Source organism: Micrococcus sp. CH7, from assembly GCF_001595485.1.
Classification (GTDB): domain Bacteria; phylum Actinomycetota; class Actinomycetes; order Actinomycetales; family Micrococcaceae; genus Micrococcus; species Micrococcus luteus.
The window spans coordinates 54,629-74,433 of sequence record NZ_LOSQ01000041.1 but is presented as its reverse complement, the minus strand read 5'-3'; the positions used below and the strand labels follow the sequence as shown (position 1 = coordinate 74,433).

The window sequence follows — 19,805 nt, the reverse complement described above, 5'->3', positions numbered from 1 at the left end:
CACCGCCACTCCTGCGGCACGTCCCGAGCCGACCCGCGAACAGGTCCGACGCTGGCGCCGCTACCTCGCGGATGAGATCGCCGAGGGCCAGATCTACCGCGACATCGCCGCTCGCAAGGACGGCGTGGAGCGCGACATCCTGCTCGGCCTCGCCGAGGCCGAGCGCCGCCACGAACAGCACTGGCGGGCCCTCCTGGGCGAGCACGCCGAGAACCCGCCGCGCCCCTCCCTGCACCGCATCCTGCTGCGCTGGCTCGCGCGGATCTTCGGCTCCGTGTTCGTGCTGGCCCTGGCCCAGCGCGCCGAGTCGGACACTCCCTACGCGGAGGACCAGGACGCCCCCGAGGGCATGGTGGCGGATGAGGCCATCCACGAGGAGGTCGTGCGCGGCCTCGCCGCCCGGGGTCGCGAGCAGCTGGCCGGCAACTTCCGCGCCGCCGTCTTCGGCATGAACGACGGGCTGGTCTCCAACCTGGCGCTCGTGATGGGCATCGGCGCGACGGGCGTGGCGCCGTCCGTGGTGCTGTTCACCGGCGTGGCCGGCCTGCTGGCGGGCGCGCTGTCCATGGCGGCCGGCGAGTACGTCTCGGTGCGGTCCCAGCGGGAGCTGCTCGAGGCCTCCTCCCCCACCCAGATCACCCTCGAGGCGGCCCAGCACCTGGACCTGGACCACAACGAGCTCAAGCTCGTCTACCTGGCCCGCGGCATGACGCCCGAGGACGCCGAGCACCGCGCGCTCGAGCGCCTCGGCTATCTCACGTGCGACTGCAACCCGCAGTTCTCCGCCCGTCCCGACGGCTCCCAGGGCCCGGTGGACCACTCGGACTCCTTCGCGGAGATCGGCTCGGCGTGGAGCGCCTCCCTGTCCAGCTTCGCGTTCTTCGCCTCCGGCGCACTCATCCCGATCCTGCCGTACATCTTCGGCATGTCCGGGCTGTGGGCCCTGGGCCTGGCGGCGGCGATGGTGGGCGTGGCCCTGCTCTTCACCGGCGGTGTGGTCGGGCTGCTGTCCGGCTCCTCACCGCTGGCTCGGGGCCTGCGCCAGCTCGCGATCGGCTTCGGCGCCGCTGCCGTGACGTACGTGCTCGGCCTGCTCTTCGGCGCGAACGTGGGCTGACGCGGGGAGGGCGGTCTGGCGCCCCGGCCACGAGAAGAGGGTCCGGTCCTCTCCGTCCTCTCGGCGGCTCAGTTCCTCCAGAGCCCCGATGAGTGCACCGACAGCGGTGGGCCGGCCCGCTGTCGCAGTGTCGCTCTGCTCTGTGTCATGAGGAGCGGAAGGTGGTGACCATGCGGGCCTCAGGTACGCGGTTCCCACCGGAAGGTGCTCTTTGCCATGGCGAACGCCGCCACGACGAAGGCGAGGCTCGGCAGCAGCAGGCTGACGGCCTCGTGGAGGGCCATGCCGCTCCATCCCTCGATGATCAGCTCGGTCACCGCACCGCCGGGGAGCAGGCGTTTGACTCCGGCAAGCTCCTCCGTGCCGGTCAGACCGACCCACATGGAGGCGCCGAGGGCGACGACGAACAGGGGCAGCGTGGTCACCTGCGCGTGGTCCGGGGAGTTGGTGAGACCCGCCGTCGCGATGGCCGCGCCCACGAACATCAACTCCAGGACGACGACGGCGGCCACGACGGCCACGACCCCCACCGGAGGGGTGCCGACGACCGACAGGATCGCGACGATGACCCCGGCCTGCACCAGGTTCACCAGCGCAATCGGCAGCACGAGACCGCTCAAGATGGAGGCGTCCTTCGCCGACGTGGAGCGCAGCCGCTTGAGGAACAGGTTCTGGCGGCGGGAGGCCAGGGTGGTCGTCGCCGTGATGTAGGTGCCCATGGCGGTCACGGTGACCAGGATCAGAGCGGCCGTCACCGGGGTGCCCCCGAAGTTCTCGCGGTTGAAGATCAGGACCGCGCTGAAGGCGAGGGGGATGAACAACGACGAGGCTGCGACGAGGCGGTTGCGGACGAGCTGTGTCATCTCGCTGCGGGCGATGGCGAACATTGCGGGCTCCTCTTGTGGTGGTCGAGTCGGTCGTGAGGACGTGTGATCAGGCGTTAAGGGCGCGGAAGAGGGATTCGAGCCCCTCGGCTCCGACGTTCAGGCCCTCGAGCTCCACATCGCGGGAGCGGGACCACACCAGGAGGCGGTACAGGTCCTCCTGGAGGTTCGTGGTGGGGATGGTGACCGCGCCGCCGGGTGCGATCGTCGCGTCCTCGAACGGGACGGTGGGCTCACCACTCAGCCGGAAGCTGATGGTCGAGGGGAAGGCCGAGGTGAGCTCGGCGACTGTCCCCTGCCGATGGATGCGGCCGCTGTGCATGAGCGCGATGCGGTCGGCCCGCTCCTGGGCCTCCTCGAGGTAGTGCGTGGTGAGCAGGATCGTCGCGCCCTCGTCACGCAGCCGGTCCACGACGTGCCAGAGTGCGTCGCGTGCCTCGATGTCCAACCCCGTGGTGGGCTCGTCAAGGAAGATCAGCTCCGGTGAGCCGAAGATCGCCGTGGCGAAGTCGAGGCGGCGCTTCTCGCCGCCAGAGAGCTGCCCGGTCCGGGTGTCCCGACGCCGGCGGAGGTCCACGAGGTCCAGGACACGGTCGACGTCGTCGTCCCGCCGCGTCAGACGACCGATCAGCGCGAGGGTCTCGCGTACGGTCAGGTCCGGGGCGAACCCGCTCTCCTGGAGCATGATCCCCACCCGACGACGCAGGGTGCGGTCGCTCGGGTCCTGCCCGAGGACCCGCACGGAGCCGGCGGTCGGGGCCCGGTGACCCTCCATGACCTCGATGGTGGTGGTCTTCCCGGCACCGTTGGTGCCGAGCAGGCCGAAGAACTCCCCACGTCGGATCTCGAGATCGATCCCGTCGACGGCAGTGAAGTCCCCGTAGTCGACCCTGAGGTCGTGGATCTCGACGATCGTCTCCGTGCGAGAGTCGACGGCGGTGGGGGCGGGGAGAAGCGTCGTGTTCTGCATGTCCCCCACACAACCAACCGGAATCCGCCCCCGACAGTGAGGTCACGTCACTGCGCGGCATGACAGAGTTGGTGCGCAAGCATGACGCTGCGTCACTGGTGCGGGGCGGGCCGGTGACGGAAAGGTGGATGTCGTTCCGATCCCGCGGCACCCGCGGCGGATCGGGACCGCCGAAGAGAACCAACCATCGACCTGGACACGGGAGGCTCCCATGAAGACCATCCGGACCATCGCATTCATCCTGTTTCTCTGTGCCACCGCGTTCGGCGTCATGTTGACGCTGCACTACCTGCCCATCCCCGAGATCCTGCCCTCTGAGATCACCTCCTGGGTCCCCGCACGGGACACCGCCGACGCCACCTGGCTGATCGTCGGCATGGTGGTCGCCGTCGTCGCGACCGCTGTGGGGTTCTCGGCCAGCCACAAGGCCGTCGAGCGAGAGACGCAGGTGACCTCCTGAGGGGCACCCGATCCACGCGCTGACTGAACATGGAGTGCCCATGACCTCCGAGCACACGTCGGAGACGCGAAGGCTGCGCAGTAGGACGAGCTTCGTCCTGCTCGCAGTCTTCGGTGTTGCCGCCATCGTCGCCCTCCTGACGTCCGCTGTGGAGCCGTGGCCCCCTCTCGTCCTGGCACCCGGCCTCATCGCCGGCCTCTGGCTGCTGTCCCAGTGGCACCGGGAGGTGGCTGCTCCGACGCGTTGGGCAGTGCTCGCCCTGGGCACTCTCACCTGGGCGCTCAGCGCCCTCTGGGATCTGACTCCCCTGGGCGCCCTGGCCTTCGCCCTCGCCGGTGCGCTCGAGGTCATGTGGAGCCGACACGCCAGGGCCGTCGTGACCCTGCTGGTGCTCACTGTCGGGTCGGCGGCCGGCGCTCTCGTGTTCGTCACCGATCCCCAGGCCTTGTGGGTCTATGTCGGCATGGGCGCCCTGCTGACGGGCGTCGCGTGCGTGACCATCCCCGTTTCCCGAATCTCCTTCGACCTCATGCGCCTGCAGGACCAGCGTGCGGAGCAGGAGCGGGCAGCCTCTCTCGATGCCGAGCGGCTGCGCTTCTCCCAGGACCTCCATGACATCCAAGGCCATGCGCTGCACGTGGTGAAGCTCAAGATCGCCGTCGCCCAGCGGATGCTTTCCACGGACACCGACGCGGCCCAGCGGGAACTCGATGAGGCTCAGCAGACCCTGCGCCAGACCATGGCCGAGACCAAGGCGCTGGCACAGGACGGGCACACCTTGACCCTGCGCGGTGAGCTCGCGAACTCCGTCGCGCTGCTCGAGGCCACAGGCATCACCGTCACCACCGACGACGACGGCGGCCCGCGAGGCGAAGAGTTCGAGCATGTGGCCGGCGTCGTGATCAGGGAGGGGACCACCAACATCCTGCGTCACTCCGACGCCCGCAGGGTCGAGATCAGCCTTGCCCCCGGGCACGTGGTGATCTCCAATGACGGTGCGGCCGGTGTCTCCGCCGAGGACCACACGGGAGGGCTGGACAACCTCCGGTCCCGCCTCGCGGGGGTCGGAGGCCGCCTGGACGTCTCCTGTGTCGACGGACGGTTCACCCTCGGGGCACGATGGGAAGCGGACGAGGAGGAGTCGGTGTGAATGACATCAGGATCGTCCTGGCGGACGACGAGAAGCTCCTGCGCACAGCACTGGCCACTCTGCTGGAGATAGAGGGCGGCATCCGCGTCGAGGAGGTGGCCGCCGACGGCCATGAGGCGGTCGAGGCAGTGCGCCGCATCGATCCCGACATGCTGGTGACGGACATGGAGATGCCCGGTCTGGACGGCGTCGCAGCCGTCGCGACGCTCCGCGAGACCCACCCCGACCTCCCGGTGGTGATGCTCACCCGCCACGCCCGTCCCGGGGTGCTCCGACGGGCGCTGAAGGCTGGCGTCACCGGGTTCGTCACCAAGTCTGCGGAGCCGGGGGAAATCGCCGATGTGATCCGCAGGGTGAACAGCGGGCAACGATGGATCGATCCGGACACCACGGCCCGGGCGATCTCGGACGACTGTCCCCTCACCGACCGGGAGCTCGACGCCCTGCGTGCCACGGGCGAGGGGTACTCCGTGGCCAGGATCGCGCAGCAGCTGCACCTCGCGGAGGGCACGGTCCGCAACTACCTCTCCAGCGCCATGCAGAAGACCCAGACGTCCACGCGCCATGACGCGGCGCGGTTCGCCCGCCGCCACGAGTGGCTCTGACTCCGCGTCTCCCGTCATCTCACAGGACCTCACCACGACGACGGCCCCTCACCCTGGCGGGTGAGGGGCCGTTCGCTGTGGTCGCCGTGCCGTCAGGCCCGGCGGCCGAGGGTCGGGATCAGGCCTGGGCCTGCAGGATCTCCCGCATGAGCTGGGCGGTCTCGGACGGGGTCTTGCCGACCTTCACGCCCGCGGCCTCGAGGGCCTCCTTCTTGGCCTGCGCGGTGCCGGCGGAGCCGGAGACGATGGCGCCGGCGTGGCCCATGGTCTTGCCCTCCGGGGCGGTGAAGCCGGCCACGTAGCCGACGACCGGCTTGGTGACGTTGGCCTTGATGAACTCGGCCGCACGCTCCTCGGCGTCGCCGCCGATCTCACCGATCATCACGATGGCCTGGGTGTCCGGGTCGGCCTCGAACGCCTCGAGGGCGTCGATGTGGGTAGTGCCTATGACCGGGTCGCCGCCGATGCCGATGGCGGTGGAGAAGCCGAAGTCACGCAGCTCGTACATCATCTGGTAGGTCAGCGTGCCGGACTTGGACACGAGGCCGATGGGGCCGGAGCCGGTGATGGTGGCCGGGGTGATGCCGGCCAGGGCCTCGCCCGGGGTGATGATGCCGGGGCAGTTCGGGCCGATGATGCGGGTCTTCGGCTTCCCGTCCTCGCCGGTCTTCGACTGCGACAGGGCGAAGAACTCGGCGGAGTCCTGCACCGGGATGCCCTCCGTGATGACCACGAGCAGCGGGATCTCGGCCTCGATGGCCTCGATCGCGGCGTCCTTGGCGAAGGCCGGCGGCACGAAGGCCACGGACACGTCCGCGCCGGTCTTCTCCATGGCCTCCTTGACGGTGCCGAAGACGGGCAGCTCGACGGCGTTGCCGTCCTTGTCCTCGTGGGACACGGTGGTGCCGGCCTTGCGGGCGTTCACGCCGCCCACGATGTTCGTGCCGGCCTTGAGCATGAGGCGGGTGTGCTTGGTGCCCTCGCCGCCGGTGATGCCCTGGACGATGACCTTGGAGTCCTTGTTCAGGTAGATCGACATAGCTGTTTCCTCAGTCTTTCCGAACGGTCAGTTCGCGGAGTGGGCGAGCTCGGCGGCCTTGTCGGCGCCCTCGTCCATGGTGGCGGCCAGGGTGACGAGCGGGTGGTTCGCCTCCTGCAGGATGCGGCGGCCCTCCTCCACGGCATTGCCGTCCAGGCGCACGACCAGCGGCTTGGTGGCGGTGTCACCCAGGATCTCGAGGGCCTTGACGATGCCGTTCGCGACGGCGTCGCACGCGGTGATGCCGCCGAAGACGTTCACGAACACGGACTTGACCTGCTCGTCGCCCAGGATGACGTCGAGGCCGTTGGCCATGACCTCGGCGTTGGCGCCGCCGCCGATGTCCAGGAAGTTGGCCGGCTTCACGCCGCCGTGCTTCTCGCCGGCGTACGCGACGACGTCGAGGGTGGACATCACGAGGCCGGCGCCGTTGCCGATCACGCCGACCTGGCCGTCCAGCTTCACGTAGTTGAGGCCGTTGGCCTTGGCCTTGGCCTCCAGCGGGTCCTCGGTGCGCTCGTCGACGAGGGCGGCGTGGCCCTCGTGGCGGAACGCCGCGTTGTCGTCGAGGGAGACCTTGCCGTCCAGGGCGAGGATCGTGCCGTCGCCGGTCTTCACCAGCGGGTTCACCTCGACGAGGGTGGCGTCCTCCTTCTCGAAGACCTCCCAGAGCTTCTGGATGACCTCGGCGACGTCGGCGCGCAGCTCCTCGGGGAAGCCCGCCTCGGCGACGATCTTCTGGGCGGTCTCGGCGTCGATGCCGGTCAGCGCGGAGACGGGCACCTTGGCGAGGGCCTCGGGGCGCTCCTCGGCCAGCTGCTCGATCTCCATGCCGCCCTCGACCGAGCACATGGCCAGGTAGGTGCGGTTGGCGCGGTCCAGCAGCACGGAGAAGTAGTACTCCTCGGCGATGTCGGCGCCCTGGGCGATCATGACCCGGTGCACGGTGTGGCCCTTGATGTCCATCCCCAGGATGGCCTTGGCGTGCTCGTAGGCCTCGTCGGCCGTCTTGGCGACCTTCACGCCGCCGGCCTTGCCGCGGCCGCCGACCTTCACCTGCGCCTTGACGACGGTGACGCCGCCGATCTTCTCCGCGGCCGCCTTGGCCTCGTCCGGGGTCTGCGCAACGATGCCGGCCAGCACGGGGACGCCGTGCGCCTCGAACAGATCGCGCGCCTGGTACTCATACAGGTCCACGGTGGTGTGTCCTTCTTGGTCGAAGACAGGGTCTGCCGGCCTCGCCCGCGGGCGCGGCCGACGTCGACGCCCCCTCCGTGGCCGGGCCGGGCACGGGGGCACAGCAGGGCGGCGGACGGCGGCGTTCCACGGCTCACTCTAGTCCACACCCCGGAGAGACCGGGGAGTCGGCGGGCCGGTCCCGTCAGCCCTCGACCTTCGTCAGCGGGGCGTAGCGCAGCAGCAGCCGCTTCTGCGCCCCGGTGGCGTCGAAGGTGACGGTCGCGACGGTCTTGTCCCCCGCGCCCGCGACGGCGTCCACACGCCCCTCGCCGAAGGTCGCGTGGGAGACGCGGTCGCCCGGGCTGAGCGCCACGATCTCCTTCTGCGGCTGCACCCGGCTCGGCGCCTTCCCGCGCACCACACCGGAGGGCACCGTGAGGTCCGCCGGCTCGTCCCCGCGGGTGAGGCGCTGGGGCCGCGCGCCGTCGTCGTCCCGGGACCGCCAGGCCGGTCGCCCGCCGCCGAACCGCCCCGCGTAGCGCGAGGTGCCGGCGCCGGTCAGGCTCAACGACCCGGCCGAGCGCGTGGTGCCCTCCCGCTCCCAGTCGATGAGCGCCTCCGGGATCTCCCCGAGGAACTGGCTGGGCGGGTTGAACTGGTGCTGGCCCCACAGCGAGCGTGCCTCGGCGCGCGTCAGGAACAGGCGACGGCGGGCGCGCGTCAGGCCCACGTAGGCCAGACGGCGCTCCTCCGCGAGCTCCTTCTCGTCCGTCATCGAGCGGGCGTGCGGGAACACCCCGTGCTCCATGCCCGTCAGGAACACCACGGGGAACTCGAGGCCCTTGGCGGTGTGCAGCGTCATGAGCGTGACCTGGCCCTGCTGCTCGGCGAGCGCCTCGCCCTCCACGTCCGGGGCCGTGGGCAGCTGGTCCGCGTCCGCCACGAGCGCCACCTGCTCGAGGAAGTCGGACAGGGTGCCGTCCGGGTGCGTCGTCTCGAAGGAGCGGACGACGGCGACGAGCTCGCCGAGGTTGTCCGCGCGGGACTCGTCCTGCAGGTCCTCGGACTCGCGGAGGGCGGCCAGCATCCCGGACTGCTCGAGGACGGCCTCCAGGACGGTGGCCGGGCCGGCGGACTCGGCGACCTGGCCGAGGTCGTCCATCATCTGCACGAAGCCGCGGACGGCCTTGAGCGAGCGCGCGGCCATGCCGGGGGCGTTCTCGGCGTCGCGCAGGGCCGCGGAGAACGTGGAGCGGTTGCGCTCGGCCCACGCGGCGATGGCGCCCTCGGCCCGGTCCCCGATGCCCCGCTTGGGCTCGTTGAGGATGCGGCGCACGTTGACGTCGTCGTCGGGGTTGACGATCACCCGCAGGTAGGCGAGCGCGTCCTTGATCTCCTTGCGGTCGTAGAAGCGCGTGCCGCCGATGACCCGGTACGGGATGCCGCGCGTCACCAGCCGCTCCTCGAGCGCACGGGACTGCGCGTTGGTCCGGTAGAACACGGCGACGTCGGCCGGGCGGATCCCGTCCTCGTCCTGCAGCCGGTCGATGGTGGTGGCGATCCACTCCGCCTCGGCGGACTCGTTCTCCGCGGCGTAGCCGACGATCGCGGGGCCCTCCCCCTCGGCCGTCCACAGGCGCTTGGGACGGCGGTCCGGGTTGCGCTCGATCACCGCGTTGGCGGCGTCCAGGATGGTCTGCGTGGAGCGGTAGTTCTGCTCGAGCTTGATGGTGACGGCGTCCGTGAAGTCCTGCTCGAACTCGACGATGTTGCGGATGTCCGCGCCGCGGAACGCGTAGATGGACTGGTCCGAGTCGCCGACGACGGTCAGCTCGCCGCCGGGGGTCTCCACACCCTCGGGGTCGCCCGCCGGGCCGGCGAGGAGCCGGATCAGCCGGTACTGGGCGTGGTTGGTGTCCTGGTACTCGTCCACGAGGACGTGGCGGAACCGGCGGCGGTAGTTGTCCAGCACGCGCGGGAACGCCTCGAACATGTGGACCGTCATGCCGATCAGGTCGTCGAAGTCCAGGGCGTTGGCCTGGCGCAGGCGGGCCGTGTAGTCCCGGTAGACGGCGGCGACGGCGCGGCCCCACGGGTCCCCCTCGGCCACGGTGGCGGCGTAGTCGTCCGCCTCCACGAGCTCGTTCTTCAGGGAGCTGATGCGGTTCAGCAGGGCCTTGGGCGCGAAGCGCTTCGGGTCCAGCTCGTGCTGCTTGGCGACGGTGGTGACCAGGCGCAGGCTGTCCGCCGAGTCGTAGATGGTGAACGTGGACTTCAGCCCGATGTTGGCGGCCTCGTTGCGCAGCAGCCGCACGGCGGAGGAGTGGAACGTGGAGATCCACATCCGCTGGGCAGTGGGACCGATCAGACCGGCCACGCGCTCGCGCATCTCCGCGGCGGCCTTGTTCGTGAAGGTGATGGCGAGGATCTCGTGCGGCCGCGCCCGTCCGGTGGCGAGCAGCCACGCGATGCGGTGGGTCAGCACCCGGGTCTTGCCCGAGCCGGCGCCCGCCACGATCAGCAGCGGCGCCCCCGTGTGGGTCACCGCGGCTGCCTGCTGCGGGTTGAGCCCCGCCACGAGCGACTCGGGAGTGTGCGTCGGCGCGGCCGGCCGGACGTCCTCGCCCCAGGCCTCGGGGTCCGCGGCCGCGCGCGTGACGGCCGGGGGCACGAGCCCGGGCAGGGCGGTCTCCGGGTCCGCCGGGCGGCGGGTGCGGTCGAGGTTCAGGGGCGTGCGTCCGAGCGCGGAGAAGAGGTCAGCCATGGCGGACCCAGTCTAGGCGCGGCCCCGGACGCGACAGCGGGCGCCGCCGTCGTCGCCCCCGCCCCCACCCCACCCGCACTCTCGAACGTGATGTGGGGCCTATCTCGCGTTCGAAAGTCCCCATGACCCCGATTTCACGTTCGAAAGTGGGTTGGACGGGCTGGACGGCGCGGGGCCGGGCCGGCTCGGTCGGTCTGGGAGGATGGACCGCGGAGGTGCCCCGTGTCCCAGAAGTCCCGCAAGTCCCGTCCGCGCCCGTCGCGGCCCGCCGCGCGCCCGGTCGCCGAGTCCCCGCGCTCCCGTCCCACGCTGCGGGACGTCAACGTCCGTGAGGACCTCGCCGCGGCCGCTGAGCGCGAGGGCAGCCCGGCGATCCCGGTGAGCGCGCTGATCGTGACCACCCTGCTCGTGGGCGCGTACCTCCACCTGCTGGTGCTGCAGCAGATGACCCAGCTCAGCGGCGGACTGGCGATGCCGGACTCCCTGCTGTTCTACGGGCAGGACCACATCCGTGCGCTCTCCGCGGTCATGGACGAGGACGCCCGCGGCCAGCTGAACTGGGTGCACAAGACGGCCGGCGTGATCTTCCCGATCGCCGTGGCGCTGACGGTCACCGCGGTCGGCGCGTGGCGCCTGCGTCCCGCCGGGGCCAAGTGGGTGGTCTTCGGGCTGGGCGTGCTGTTCGCGGTCGTGGACATCTGCGAGAACATCGCGATCGAGCAGGCCATCGCCGCCGGCGGCCCGGGCGCCGGCCTGGCGGCCGCCCTGACGCTGACCCGCTGGGTCCTGCTCGCGCTGCTCGCGCTGGCGGTGGCCGTGATGCTGTGGGCCGGGCGGCGCCGTCGTCGTGGTCCCGCCGCGCGGGAGGCCTGAGGGGCTCGGCTAGACTCGCTCACCGGACCGACGCACGGTCCGCGCCCCAGTAGCTCAGTTGGATAGAGCGACCCTCTCCTAAAGGGTAGGCCGTCGGTTCGATTCCGGCCTGGGGCACCCGGGTGGCCGGTCCGGCCGCCGCCTCATTCCGCGTCGGCGAACTGCGTGGTGTAGAGCTCCGCATACCGCCCGCCCGCCGCGAGCAGCTCTGCGTGCGTGCCGCGCTCCACGATCCGCCCGGCCTCGACCACGAAGATCTCGTCCGCGCTGCGCACGGTGGAGAGCCGGTGCGCGATCACGATCGCGGTCCGCCCGGCCAGCGCCTCCCCCAGCGCTTCCTGGATGGCCCGCTCGTTGGTGGAGTCCAGCGCCGCCGTCGCCTCGTCCAGCACCACGACGCGCGGGGCCGCCAGCAGCAGCCGCGCGATCGTCATGCGCTGCCGCTCACCGCCGGAGAGGCGGTAGCCGCGCTCGCCGACCACGGTGTCCAGCCCGTCCGGCAGCGCCTCGATGACGGGGCGCAGGCGGGCCCGCTCGACGGCGTCCCACAGATGCTCGTCCGTCGCGTCGGGGCGGGCCAGCGTCAGGTTGGCGCGCACCGTCTCGTGGAAGAGGTGGCCGTCCTGGGTCACCATGCCCACGGCCCGCTGCAGGTCCGCGAACGCGAGGTCCCGCACGTCCACGCCGCCGATCTCGACGGCGCCGGAGGTGACGTCGTGCAGGCGGGTGACGAGCGAGGCGATGGTGGACTTGCCCGCACCCGAGGAGCCCACGAGGGCCACGGTGGCCCCGGCGGGGACGGTCACGTCGATCCCGTGCAGCACCTCCTCGCCGCCGCGTGAGTCCAGCTCCGCGACCTCCTCGAGGGAGGCCAGGGACACCTGCTCCGCGGTGGGGTAGGCGAAGCGTACGTCCCGCAGCCGCACGGACAGGGGCCCCTCCGGCAGGGCCGCGGGCCGCGCGGGCTCCGTGATGAGCGGCTCCAGGTCCAGGACCTCGAACACGCGCTCGAAGCTCACGAGCGCGCTCATGATCTCCACGCGGGCGTTCGCCAGCGCGGTCAGGGGCGCGTAGAGGCGGGTCAGCAGGAGGGCGAGGGTGACGACGTCGCCGGCGTCAAGGGTGCCCGCGATCGCCTGGAGCCCGCCCACGCCGTACACGGCCGCGAGCGCGAGCGCGGAGACCAGGGTGAGCAGCGTGGTGAAGACCGCCTGGCGCACGGAGATGTCCACGCCGGTGGCGCGCACGCGGTCGGCACGGCGGGCGAACTCGGCGGACTCGGCGGCGGGGCGGCCGAAGAGCTTGATGAGCGTGGCGCCGGGAGCGGAGAACCGCTCGGTCATCTGGTCGCCCATGGCCGCGTTGTGCCCGGCCCGTTCGCGGGACAGGCCCGCCAGCTTCGAGCCGACCGCCCGGGCCGGCACCAGGAACAGCGGCAGCATCACGAGGGACAGGACGGTGACCTGCCAGCTGGTGGCCACCATCACGCCCAGGGTCAGCGCCACGGACACCACGTTCGCGACGACGCCGGAGAGAGTCCGCGATATCGCCGACTGCGCCCCGATCACGTCGTTGTTCAGGCGTGAGACGAGCGCGCCGGTGCGGGTGCGCTGGAAGAACGCCACCGGCATGCGCTGTACGTGGTCGAACACGGCGGTGCGCAGGTCGTAGATGACGCGTTCCCCCAGCCCGGAGGAGAGCCACTTGGTGAACACGGACAGCGCCGCGTCGAGCACGGCCACGAGGGCGATCAGCAGGGCCAGCCGCACCACGAGCCCGCGGTCCGCGCCGCCGGTGATCGCGTTGACGACGTCGCCGGCCAGCACGGGCGAGGCCACGCCGAGCACCGCGCCCACGATGGACGCCGCGACGAACACGATCAGTCGGGTGCGGTACCGGCCCGCGAACGCGATGGTCCGGCGCACCGTGCCGCGGGCGAGGCTCTGCTGGGCGTCGGACTGCCCGCGGGTCATCCGCATCATGGACATCCGTGCCGCCGACTCCATGCTCATGGGCCCCTCCGCTCTCTCGACCGTTCGAGAGTCTAGGAACCGGCGGGCACGGGCGGGCGCGATTCCGCTTCCGGCGTCAGGCGGCCAGGCGCAGGTAGTCCCGCCACGCTTCGGCGGGCCGCTCCAGCTCGCGGATCCGCCACTGGGCCCCGCGCGGGCGCACCGGCTCCACCCGCAGCCGCCAGCCCAGGGCCTCGAGCGAGCGGTCCGCCTTCGCCCCGTTGCAGCGCAGGCAGCAGGCCACCAGGTTCTCCCACGTGTTCTCGCCGCCCCGCGAGCGCGGCCGCACGTGGTCCACGGTGGTGGCGTGGGCGCCGCAGTAGGCGCAGCGGTGTCCGTCCCGGCGCAGCACGCCCTTGCGGGAGACCGGGGCCGCATCCGTGTGGGGCACCCGGATGTACTGGTGCAGCAGGATCACGAGGGGTCGGCCCCACGCGCGGGTGGGGCTGCGCATCGGGTCACCGGCGTCCTCGAGCACGCTCGCCTTGCCGGTGGCCACGAGCAGCAGCGCCCGGCGGTCGGAGACGACCGAGAGGGGTTCGTAGCCGGCGTTGAGGACGAGTGTGCGCATCGGGGGCCTCGGAAGCGTGGGGACACAGGGGCGTCGTGTCTCCACGCTAGACGCGGGTGCATCGGCGCGCCACGTGTCGCCTGCGGCGGCGGAAGAGGTTCACCGGCCCGTCACCGGGCCATCACGCCCCCGTCACGCACGACGACGGCGCGCCGCGCCTCAGCCGTCGAGACGCTCGACCCACACGTGCGCGGCCGTGGCCTCGGCCAGCTCGAGGGCCCCGCCGTCCGCGGCCGCGCCGTCCTCCGCCTCGCCCTCGACCCGGATGTACCCGGCGTCGCGGGCGGCCTCGGCACGCACCACGCGGCCGGGGGTCACGCCGGCGCCGGCCAGCTGGGCCAGCAGCTCGGGGTCGGTCTGCACGCCCTCGGCCAGCCCGCGGACGCGGAACCGGCCGGCGGTGGCGGCCTCCTCGGAGAGCCGGGCGCCCGCCAGGCCCATGTCGCGGCTCCAGTCCTCGGCGGAGGCCTGCTCGGGCCGGGGCGGGATCGGGGTGCCGTAGGGGGTCTCGGTGGGGTTCTCCAGGAGCGTGAGCAGGCGGCGCTCCACCTGGTCGCTCATCACGTGCTCCCAGCGGCAGGCCTCCTCGTGGACGAGCTCCCACTCGAGGCCGATCACGTCCGCGAGCAGGCGCTCGGCCAGGCGGTGCTTGCGCAGCACGGACACGGCCCGCTCGCGGCCCGCCACGGTCAGCTCCAGCCGACGGTCCGCGCCCACGTGCACCAGCCCGTCCCGCTCCATGCGGGCCACGGTCTGGGAGACGGTGGGGCCGGAGTGCTCCAGACGCTCGACGATGCGGGCGCGCAGCGGGGGGATGCCCTCCTCCTCGAGCTCGAGGATCGTGCGCAGGTACATCTCGGTGGTGTCGATCAGATCCGTCATGGCACGTCCTCTTCCCTCGGGCTCTTCGTCCCGGACATCCTAGCGAGGCGTGAGTCACGTGGACGGCCGGTGGTCCCGGGCGCGGGAGAATGGGCGCGACCCGCGACCCCGAAGCGTCAGGAGCACGCATGACCTCCCCCGCCGAGATCACCATCCCCCAGGACCTGCTGCCGGCCGACGGCCGCTTCGGCGCCGGCCCCTCCAAGGTCCGCCCCGAGCAGCTGAGCGCGCTCCAGGACGCAGCCGGGCTGCTCGGCACGTCGCACCGTCAGAAGCCGGTCAAGGACCTGGTGGCGAGCGTCCGGTCAGGCGTCGCCGAGCTGTTCTCGGCGCCGGAGGGCTACGAGGTGATCCTCGGCGTCGGCGGCTCCACCGCGTTCTGGGACGCGGCCGCCTTCAGCCTGGTCCGCGAGCGCGCCCAGCATCTGAGCTTCGGCGAGTTCGGCTCGAAGTTCGCCAAGGCCACCGACCAGGCGCCGTTCCTGGCGCCGTCGGACATCCGCACCTCCGAGCCGGGCACCCGCCCCGAGCCGGAGGCCGTGGCCGGGGTCGACGTGTACGCGTGGCCGCACAACGAGACCTCCACCGGCGTGATGGCGCCCGTCGTCCGCCCCGCGGGCATCGACGAGGACGCGCTGGTCGTCGTCGACGCCACCTCGGCCGCGGGCGGCCTGCCGGTGGACGTGTCCGAGGCGGACGTGTACTACTTCGCGCCGCAGAAGAACTTCGCGTCCGACGGCGGTCTGTGGCTCGCGCTGTTCTCCCCGCGGGCCCTGGCGCGGGTCGCGGAGATCAAGGAGTCCGGCCGCTGGATCCCGGCGTTCCTGGACCTGGCCACGGCCGTGGAGAACTCCCTCAAGGACCAGACCTACAACACGCCCGCGCTGGCCACGCTCGTCATGCTGGACGCGCAGCTGCGCTGGATGAACGGTCAGGGCGGGCTGGACGCGATGACCGCCCGCACCGCCGACTCCTCCTCGCGCGTGTACGCGTGGGCCGAGGCGTCGTCCTTCGCCACGCCCTTTGTGGCCCGGTCCGAGGACCGCTCCGCCGTGGTCTGCACCGTCGACTTCTCCGACGACGTCGACGCGGCGGCGGTCGCCCAGGCCCTGCGCGCGAACGGCGTGGTGGACGTGGAGCCCTATCGCAAGCTCGGCCGGAACCAGCTGCGGATCGCGACCTTCGCCGCGATCGAGCCCGAGGACGTCGCGGCACTGCTGCGCTGCATCGACCACGTGGTCGAGCGCCTGGCCTGAGCCGTCCCCGGACGGGGACACGGGCCCGCGGGGGACTCCACCGCGGGCCCGTTGCGTGTCCGCCCCGGCGGGTCAGCCGGGGCGCGCCGTCTCAGCCGCGGTCGTCCGGCGCGGTCTCAGGCGCCGGGGCGCCGGGCACACGGCCCTCGGCCACGGCCTTGAGCCGCTCGCGCTCCTCCTCGTTCACGCGCTCGGCGTACGGCACCCACGGGGGCGCCACGAGCGCACCCTCCCCCGCCATGAGGCCGGTCTCGCACACGGTGACCTGCTTGGCGCGTGGGGCCCGGGCGATCGTCACGTACCAGAGCCAGCCCGCGTAGCCGGGCATGCGGCACGCGAAGCGGTGCGTCAGGAGCCGGTCGTCGTCCACGAGCACGTCCACGTGCTCCCCCACCTCGTCCGGGGCGGCCAGCCCGGCCAGCCCCGCGCGGGCGGCGTCCACGGCGGCGGCGAGCAGCTCGTCGCGGCGCGGGGCCCGGCGACGCGCGGGCGGCACGGCCGCCCTCTCCTCCGCGGGCGCGGGCTCGGCGTCGGGGCTCCGGTGGTCGACGCGCGGGGCGTCGTCGTGGGTGGTCATGGCTCAGGCCTCCAGATCGTCGGCGACACGGCGCAGCACCTGCGCCATCTTCTGCGCCTGGGCGCGCTGGGGGTAGCGGCCGCGGCGCAGGCCGTTGGAGGTCTGGTCCAGCCACGTGATGAGGTCCTCCATGAGGACGGCCATCTCGGTGGCGCCGGGTCGGTGGTTGCGGACCACCGAGGGTGCGGCGTCGAGCACGCGCAGCGAGAGCGCCTGCTTGCCGCGGCGGCCCTCGGCCACGCCGAACTCCACGCGGGTGCCTCCGCGCAGCTCGGTCACCCCGGCCGGCAGGGCCGAGGCGGGCACGTGGACCTCCTCGCCCTCGTCCGTCTGGGCGAACCCGAAGCCCTTGGTCGAGTCGTAGAACTTGATGCGCCCGGTGGGCATGTGCGTCACCTGCTCCTCGTCATGTGGGTCCACCGCGTCGGGCCGGCGCCGCAGGGGCGGCCGTGCTCTCGTCTCGGGTCGGCGGGGTCCGGCACCGGCGTGGCGGTGCGCCGCGGCATCGGTGGGACCAGCCTGGCCGTGCGCCCGGAGGGGACGGCGGAGGACGTGGTCGTCAATGACCTCCCAGGATAGCCCGACTAGAGTGGCGGGCATGCCTCGGCCCTCCACCCTCCCCGCCTCCGCGCCCGCCGCCGACCCCGCCGATCACCGGGGCGGTCGTGGCGTCGTCCTGGTGCTGGGCGTGGCCGTGACGGCGGTGTCCGCTCTGGCCCTGGTGGCCCTGCTGGTCGCGTACTTCCTGGCGTGGCCGGCGTCCCCGGCGCTGTTCGCGCTCGCGCTGTTCGGCCTGCCCGTCGGCTTCGGCCTGATGCTGCTGCACGTGGTGCTGGGCGCCGTCCGGCGCTCGCGCCCCTGAGCCGTCGGGCCAACGACGCCCCGTGACATCCAGCACCCTTTCAGGGTGTTCCCAGGTCGGGGCGGTTGACTGGGCTCCATGCAGCCTCAGAACCCCGAAGCACGCCTCCTGGTGGTGGACGACGAGCCCAACATCCGCGAGCTGCTCTCCACGTCCCTGCGCTACGCCGGCTTCGAGGTCACGGCCGCGGCCAACGGCCGGGAGGCCCTGGACGCCGCCGAGGAGTTCCAGCCGGACCTGGCCGTGCTGGACGTGATGCTCCCGGACATGGACGGCTTCACCGTGACCCGCCGCCTGCGCTCCGCCGGCCGTCACTTCCCCGTCGTGTTCCTCACCGCGCGGGACGGCACCGAGGACAAGATCACCGGCCTGACGGTCGGCGGTGACGACTACGTGACCAAGCCGTTCTCCCTCGACGAGGTGGTCGCCCGCATCCGCGCCGTGCTGCGCCGCACCGCCTCCCTCGACGACGACGACGCGGCGGTGCTGCGCGTGGACGATCTCGAGCTCGACGACGACGCGCACGAGGTCCGCCGCGGCGGCGAGGTCGTGGAGCTCTCCCCCACCGAGTTCAAGCTGCTGCGCTACCTCATGATGAACCCGAACCGGGTGCTCTCGAAGGCCCAGATCCTGGACCACGTGTGGGAGTACGACTTCAACGGGGACGCCTCGATCGTCGAGTCCTACATCTCCTACCTGCGCCGCAAGATCGACGTCGGCGGCCGCGAGAAGATGATCCACACCAAGCGCGGCGTCGGCTACATGCTCCGCACCGCGGACAAGCGCTGACGTGCGTGCGCGGCTCGACGCCGCGGCGGCCCGCGTCCGCCATCCGCGCGCCTGGCTGAGGGGCGCGTGGCAGGGGCAGTCCCTGCGCACCAAGCTGGTCGTGATGATCGCGGCGCTCATGCTGGCCCTGGTCGCCGTGACCGCCGTGGCGACCGCGGTGCTGTTCCGCCAGGAGGCGGTGCGCCAGCTGGACGAGGACATGGCCGCCAACCGGGACACCGTCTCGATGTACCTGGCCAACGTCGCCCAGACCGGCGAGTACTACATGCCGCAGCTGCCCATCCTGCGCTTCTACGGCGTCGTGTGGGACAACGAGGGCGCGCGGGTCGTCCAGACCCCGGTGATGCCGGGTGCGGACGAGCCGGCCCTGCCGGACATCACCCCGGCCGAGGCCCTGGAGCGCGGCTCCGCCTCCTTCGAGGTGCCCGGCACACAGCCGGACTCGAGCGGCTGGCGCGTGCAGCTGTACGGGCTCAGCAGCGGCGACGGCACCATGGCCGTGGCCCTTCCCCTGCAGAGCGTGACCTCCTCCGTCGAGCGCGTCACCTCGATCGTCGTGACCATCGGCCTGCTCGCGACGGCGGGCACCGTGATCGTGGCCAACCTGGCGGTCCAGCGCGCGTTCCGCACCCTGAACCGCGTGGAGCGCACCGCCGCCAAGATCGCCGCCGGCGACCTGAGCCAGCGCGTGGAGAGCGCGGCGCCCGACACCGAGGTGGGCCGGCTCTCCCGCTCCCTCAATGCCATGCTCGCGCACATCGAGTCCGCGTTCCGGGACAAGGAGATCTCCGAGGACAAGATGCGCCGATTCGTGCAGGACGCCTCCCACGAGCTGCGCACCCCCCTGGTCACCATCCGCGGGTTCTCCGAGCTGTACCGGCACGGCGGGCTGCGCGAGGAGGAGGACGTCGCCGCCGCCATGCAGCGCATCGAGTCCGAGGCCACCCGCATGACCCGCCTCGTGGAGGACCTGCTCACCCTGGCCCGCCTCGACGAGCAGCGCCCCCTCGAGCACGCCCCGGTGGACCTGCTCATCCTCGCGATGGACTCCATGATGGACGCGTCCGTGAACGCCCCGGACCGCAAGGTCACCCTCGTGGGCCCCGACGACGACCGGGCGGCCCCGGCGCCCATCCTCGGCGACGAGAACCGGATGCGCCAGGTGGTGGTGAACCTCATGGCCAACGCCCTGCGCTACACCCCCGCCGGCACCCCCATCGAGATCGCGGTCGGCACGGTCGACCACCTCGGCGGCCGGGCCGGGGCGGACGGCGCGGGCCGCAGCTCCGTGATCGAGATCCGTGACCACGGGCCGGGCGTGTCCGAGGAGGACCGCGCCCGCATCTTCGAGCGGTTCTACCGCGCGGACACCTCCCGGCACCGCGAGACGGGCGGCACGGGGCTCGGCCTGGCCATCGTCGCGGCGATCGTGGCCCAGCACGGCGGCTCCGTCCGGCTGCTGGAGACCGAGGGCGGCGGCGCCACCTTCTCCGTCCACCTGCCGTGGGCGCCGTTCGAGGACGAGGCGGACGAGGACGTCGAGGACGAGCGCCCGTCCGCGCAGGACACCGACGACGACGCGGCCGGTCCGCCCAGCGGCCCCCTCGCCCTGACCGCGCCGTCAGGAGCCGGCGCCAGCGCCGCGGACGCCGCCCGGAGCAGCCGCCTGCTGCGGGCGGCGGAGCGGTTCCGTCGTGCCTCGGCCGAGCGCCGCCGTCGGGCTTCTGCTCCTGCACAGGCGCCCGAGGCCAGCGTCCCGTCCCCAGGCGGGGACGACCCGGCGGCCGGGCGCGACGCGCGTCCCTAGCGTGGTGC

19 protein-coding genes and 1 tRNA gene are annotated in these 19,805 nt (G+C 72.3%); 10 read left to right on the top strand and 10 right to left on the bottom strand.

The features are described from left to right. The coding region (locus AUV08_RS09695; RefSeq protein WP_061873224.1) for a VIT1/CCC1 transporter family protein at positions 1–1,117 on the top strand (1,117 nt) is incomplete at its 5' end. Between the two features lie 179 nt (positions 1,118–1,296). Here AUV08_RS09695 and AUV08_RS09690 read toward each other — a convergent pair. Together AUV08_RS09690 and AUV08_RS09685 are read right to left on the bottom strand one after the other, a co-directional pair. Then, positions 1,297–2,004 carry an ABC transporter permease gene (locus AUV08_RS09690; RefSeq protein WP_060973830.1) on the bottom strand — a complete coding sequence of 236 codons (708 nt, stop codon included), beginning with the start codon at positions 2,002–2,004 and terminating at the stop codon, positions 1,297–1,299. A gap of 46 nt (positions 2,005–2,050) precedes the next feature. Then, complete coding sequence (locus AUV08_RS09685; protein WP_060973829.1) at positions 2,051–2,971, bottom strand: ABC transporter ATP-binding protein; 921 nt, start codon at positions 2,969–2,971, stop codon at positions 2,051–2,053. A gap of 211 nt (positions 2,972–3,182) precedes the next feature. Between AUV08_RS09685 and AUV08_RS09680 the strand changes: the two genes are divergently transcribed. From AUV08_RS09680 to AUV08_RS09670, 3 genes are read left to right on the top strand one after another with little or no spacing between them, the layout of a single operon-like run. Next, the gene (locus AUV08_RS09680) at positions 3,183–3,431 is read left to right on the top strand and encodes a hypothetical protein (protein WP_060973828.1); all 249 of its coding nucleotides are present in this window, start codon (positions 3,183–3,185) and stop codon (positions 3,429–3,431) included. 40 nt (positions 3,432–3,471) lie between these two features. Beyond that, positions 3,472–4,581, top strand: a complete 1,110-nt coding sequence (locus tag AUV08_RS09675) for a sensor histidine kinase (RefSeq protein WP_060973827.1) — start codon at positions 3,472–3,474, stop codon at positions 4,579–4,581. Continuing rightward, positions 4,578–5,186, top strand: a complete 609-nt coding sequence (locus tag AUV08_RS09670) for a response regulator transcription factor (RefSeq protein WP_230956215.1) — start codon at positions 4,578–4,580, stop codon at positions 5,184–5,186. The genes AUV08_RS09675 and AUV08_RS09670 overlap by 4 nt, the downstream gene beginning before the upstream one ends. Before the next feature lie 118 nt (positions 5,187–5,304). On the opposite strand, the gene sucD is transcribed toward AUV08_RS09670, so the two are convergent. The 3 genes from sucD to pcrA all read right to left on the bottom strand — a co-directional run bounded on the left by sucD (position 5,305) and on the right by pcrA (position 10,168). Further along, positions 5,305–6,225, bottom strand: a complete 921-nt coding sequence (sucD, locus tag AUV08_RS09665) for a succinate--CoA ligase subunit alpha (protein ID WP_061867723.1) — start codon at positions 6,223–6,225, stop codon at positions 5,305–5,307. 27 nt (positions 6,226–6,252) lie between these two features. After that, positions 6,253–7,422 carry an ADP-forming succinate--CoA ligase subunit beta gene (gene sucC, locus AUV08_RS09660; protein WP_041103060.1) on the bottom strand — a complete coding sequence of 390 codons (1,170 nt, stop codon included), beginning with the start codon at positions 7,420–7,422 and terminating at the stop codon, positions 6,253–6,255. A 184-nt stretch (positions 7,423–7,606) separates the two neighbouring features. After that, a complete protein-coding gene (gene pcrA, locus AUV08_RS09655) occupies positions 7,607–10,168 on the bottom strand; it encodes a DNA helicase PcrA (RefSeq protein ID WP_061873223.1) in 2,562 nt (853 codons plus the stop codon). Positions 10,169–10,390: 222 nt separating this feature from the next. Between pcrA and AUV08_RS09650 the strand changes: the two genes are divergently transcribed. Then, complete coding sequence (locus AUV08_RS09650) at positions 10,391–11,041, top strand: hypothetical protein (RefSeq protein ID WP_036382508.1); 651 nt, start codon at positions 10,391–10,393, stop codon at positions 11,039–11,041. A gap of 43 nt (positions 11,042–11,084) precedes the next feature. Further along, positions 11,085–11,158: transfer RNA gene (locus tag AUV08_RS09645), tRNA-Arg, on the top strand. Positions 11,159–11,184: 26 nt separating this feature from the next. Here the strand turns inward: AUV08_RS09645 and AUV08_RS09640 are convergent. From AUV08_RS09640 to AUV08_RS09630, 3 genes are all read right to left on the bottom strand, one after another. Further along, positions 11,185–13,053, bottom strand: coding sequence for an ABC transporter ATP-binding protein (locus AUV08_RS09640; protein ID WP_061867722.1), 1,869 nt, complete (start codon positions 13,051–13,053; stop codon positions 11,185–11,187). 76 nt (positions 13,054–13,129) lie between these two features. Then, positions 13,130–13,624, bottom strand: a complete 495-nt coding sequence (locus tag AUV08_RS09635) for an HNH endonuclease (RefSeq protein WP_036382503.1) — start codon at positions 13,622–13,624, stop codon at positions 13,130–13,132. Between the two features lie 159 nt (positions 13,625–13,783). Beyond that, positions 13,784–14,506 carry a metal-dependent transcriptional regulator gene (locus tag AUV08_RS09630; protein ID WP_020628347.1) on the bottom strand — a complete coding sequence of 241 codons (723 nt, stop codon included), beginning with the start codon at positions 14,504–14,506 and terminating at the stop codon, positions 13,784–13,786. A gap of 128 nt (positions 14,507–14,634) precedes the next feature. Here AUV08_RS09630 and serC point away from each other — a divergent pair, with 128 nt between their 5' ends. After that, positions 14,635–15,762: a phosphoserine transaminase gene (gene serC / locus AUV08_RS09625; RefSeq protein ID WP_044659024.1), complete on the top strand. Its 1,128-nt coding sequence runs from the start codon at positions 14,635–14,637 to the stop codon at positions 15,760–15,762. A gap of 91 nt (positions 15,763–15,853) precedes the next feature. On the opposite strand, the gene AUV08_RS09620 is transcribed toward serC, so the two are convergent. Beyond that, positions 15,854–16,339 (bottom strand): DUF3027 domain-containing protein, encoded by a 486-nt coding sequence (locus tag AUV08_RS09620; RefSeq protein WP_041103071.1) that lies wholly within the window; start codon positions 16,337–16,339, stop codon positions 15,854–15,856. Positions 16,340–16,342: 3 nt separating this feature from the next. After that, a complete protein-coding gene (locus AUV08_RS09615; protein ID WP_020628350.1) occupies positions 16,343–16,726 on the bottom strand; it encodes a cold-shock protein in 384 nt (127 codons plus the stop codon). 211 nt (positions 16,727–16,937) lie between these two features. Here AUV08_RS09615 and AUV08_RS09605 point away from each other — a divergent pair, with 211 nt between their 5' ends. The 3 genes from AUV08_RS09605 to AUV08_RS09595 all read left to right on the top strand — a co-directional run bounded on the left by AUV08_RS09605 (position 16,938) and on the right by AUV08_RS09595 (position 19,797). Next, positions 16,938–17,201 carry a hypothetical protein gene (locus AUV08_RS09605; protein WP_061873222.1) on the top strand — a complete coding sequence of 88 codons (264 nt, stop codon included), beginning with the start codon at positions 16,938–16,940 and terminating at the stop codon, positions 17,199–17,201. 78 nt (positions 17,202–17,279) lie between these two features. Beyond that, positions 17,280–17,990, top strand: coding sequence for a response regulator transcription factor (locus AUV08_RS09600; RefSeq protein WP_041103075.1), 711 nt, complete (start codon positions 17,280–17,282; stop codon positions 17,988–17,990). A 1-nt stretch (position 17,991) separates the two neighbouring features. Then, a complete protein-coding gene (locus tag AUV08_RS09595; RefSeq protein WP_061867185.1) occupies positions 17,992–19,797 on the top strand; it encodes a HAMP domain-containing sensor histidine kinase in 1,806 nt (601 codons plus the stop codon). The last annotated feature ends 8 nt before the right edge of the window (positions 19,798–19,805 follow it).

Coding starts and splice junctions, on each gene's coding strand:
- AUV08_RS09690 (WP_060973830.1), bottom strand. CDS start 2,004: ATGTTCGCCATCGCCCGCAGCGAGATGACACAGCTCGTCCGCAACCGC.
- AUV08_RS09685 (WP_060973829.1), bottom strand. CDS start 2,971: ATGCAGAACACGACGCTTCTCCCCGCCCCCACCGCCGTCGACTCTCGC.
- AUV08_RS09680 (WP_060973828.1), top strand. CDS start 3,183: ATGAAGACCATCCGGACCATCGCATTCATCCTGTTTCTCTGTGCCACC.
- AUV08_RS09675 (WP_060973827.1), top strand. CDS start 3,472: ATGACCTCCGAGCACACGTCGGAGACGCGAAGGCTGCGCAGTAGGACG.
- sucD (WP_061867723.1), bottom strand. CDS start 6,225: ATGTCGATCTACCTGAACAAGGACTCCAAGGTCATCGTCCAGGGCATC.
- pcrA (WP_061873223.1), bottom strand. CDS start 10,168: ATGGCTGACCTCTTCTCCGCGCTCGGACGCACGCCCCTGAACCTCGAC.
- AUV08_RS09640 (WP_061867722.1), bottom strand. CDS start 13,053: ATGAGCATGGAGTCGGCGGCACGGATGTCCATGATGCGGATGACCCGC.
- AUV08_RS09635 (WP_036382503.1), bottom strand. CDS start 13,624: ATGCGCACACTCGTCCTCAACGCCGGCTACGAACCCCTCTCGGTCGTC.
- AUV08_RS09630 (WP_020628347.1), bottom strand. CDS start 14,506: ATGACGGATCTGATCGACACCACCGAGATGTACCTGCGCACGATCCTC.
- serC (WP_044659024.1), top strand. CDS start 14,635: ATGACCTCCCCCGCCGAGATCACCATCCCCCAGGACCTGCTGCCGGCC.
- AUV08_RS09620 (WP_041103071.1), bottom strand. CDS start 16,339: ATGACCACCCACGACGACGCCCCGCGCGTCGACCACCGGAGCCCCGAC.
- AUV08_RS09615 (WP_020628350.1), bottom strand. CDS start 16,726: ATGCCCACCGGGCGCATCAAGTTCTACGACTCGACCAAGGGCTTCGGG.
- AUV08_RS09605 (WP_061873222.1), top strand. CDS start 16,938: ATGCCTCGGCCCTCCACCCTCCCCGCCTCCGCGCCCGCCGCCGACCCC.
- AUV08_RS09600 (WP_041103075.1), top strand. CDS start 17,280: ATGCAGCCTCAGAACCCCGAAGCACGCCTCCTGGTGGTGGACGACGAG.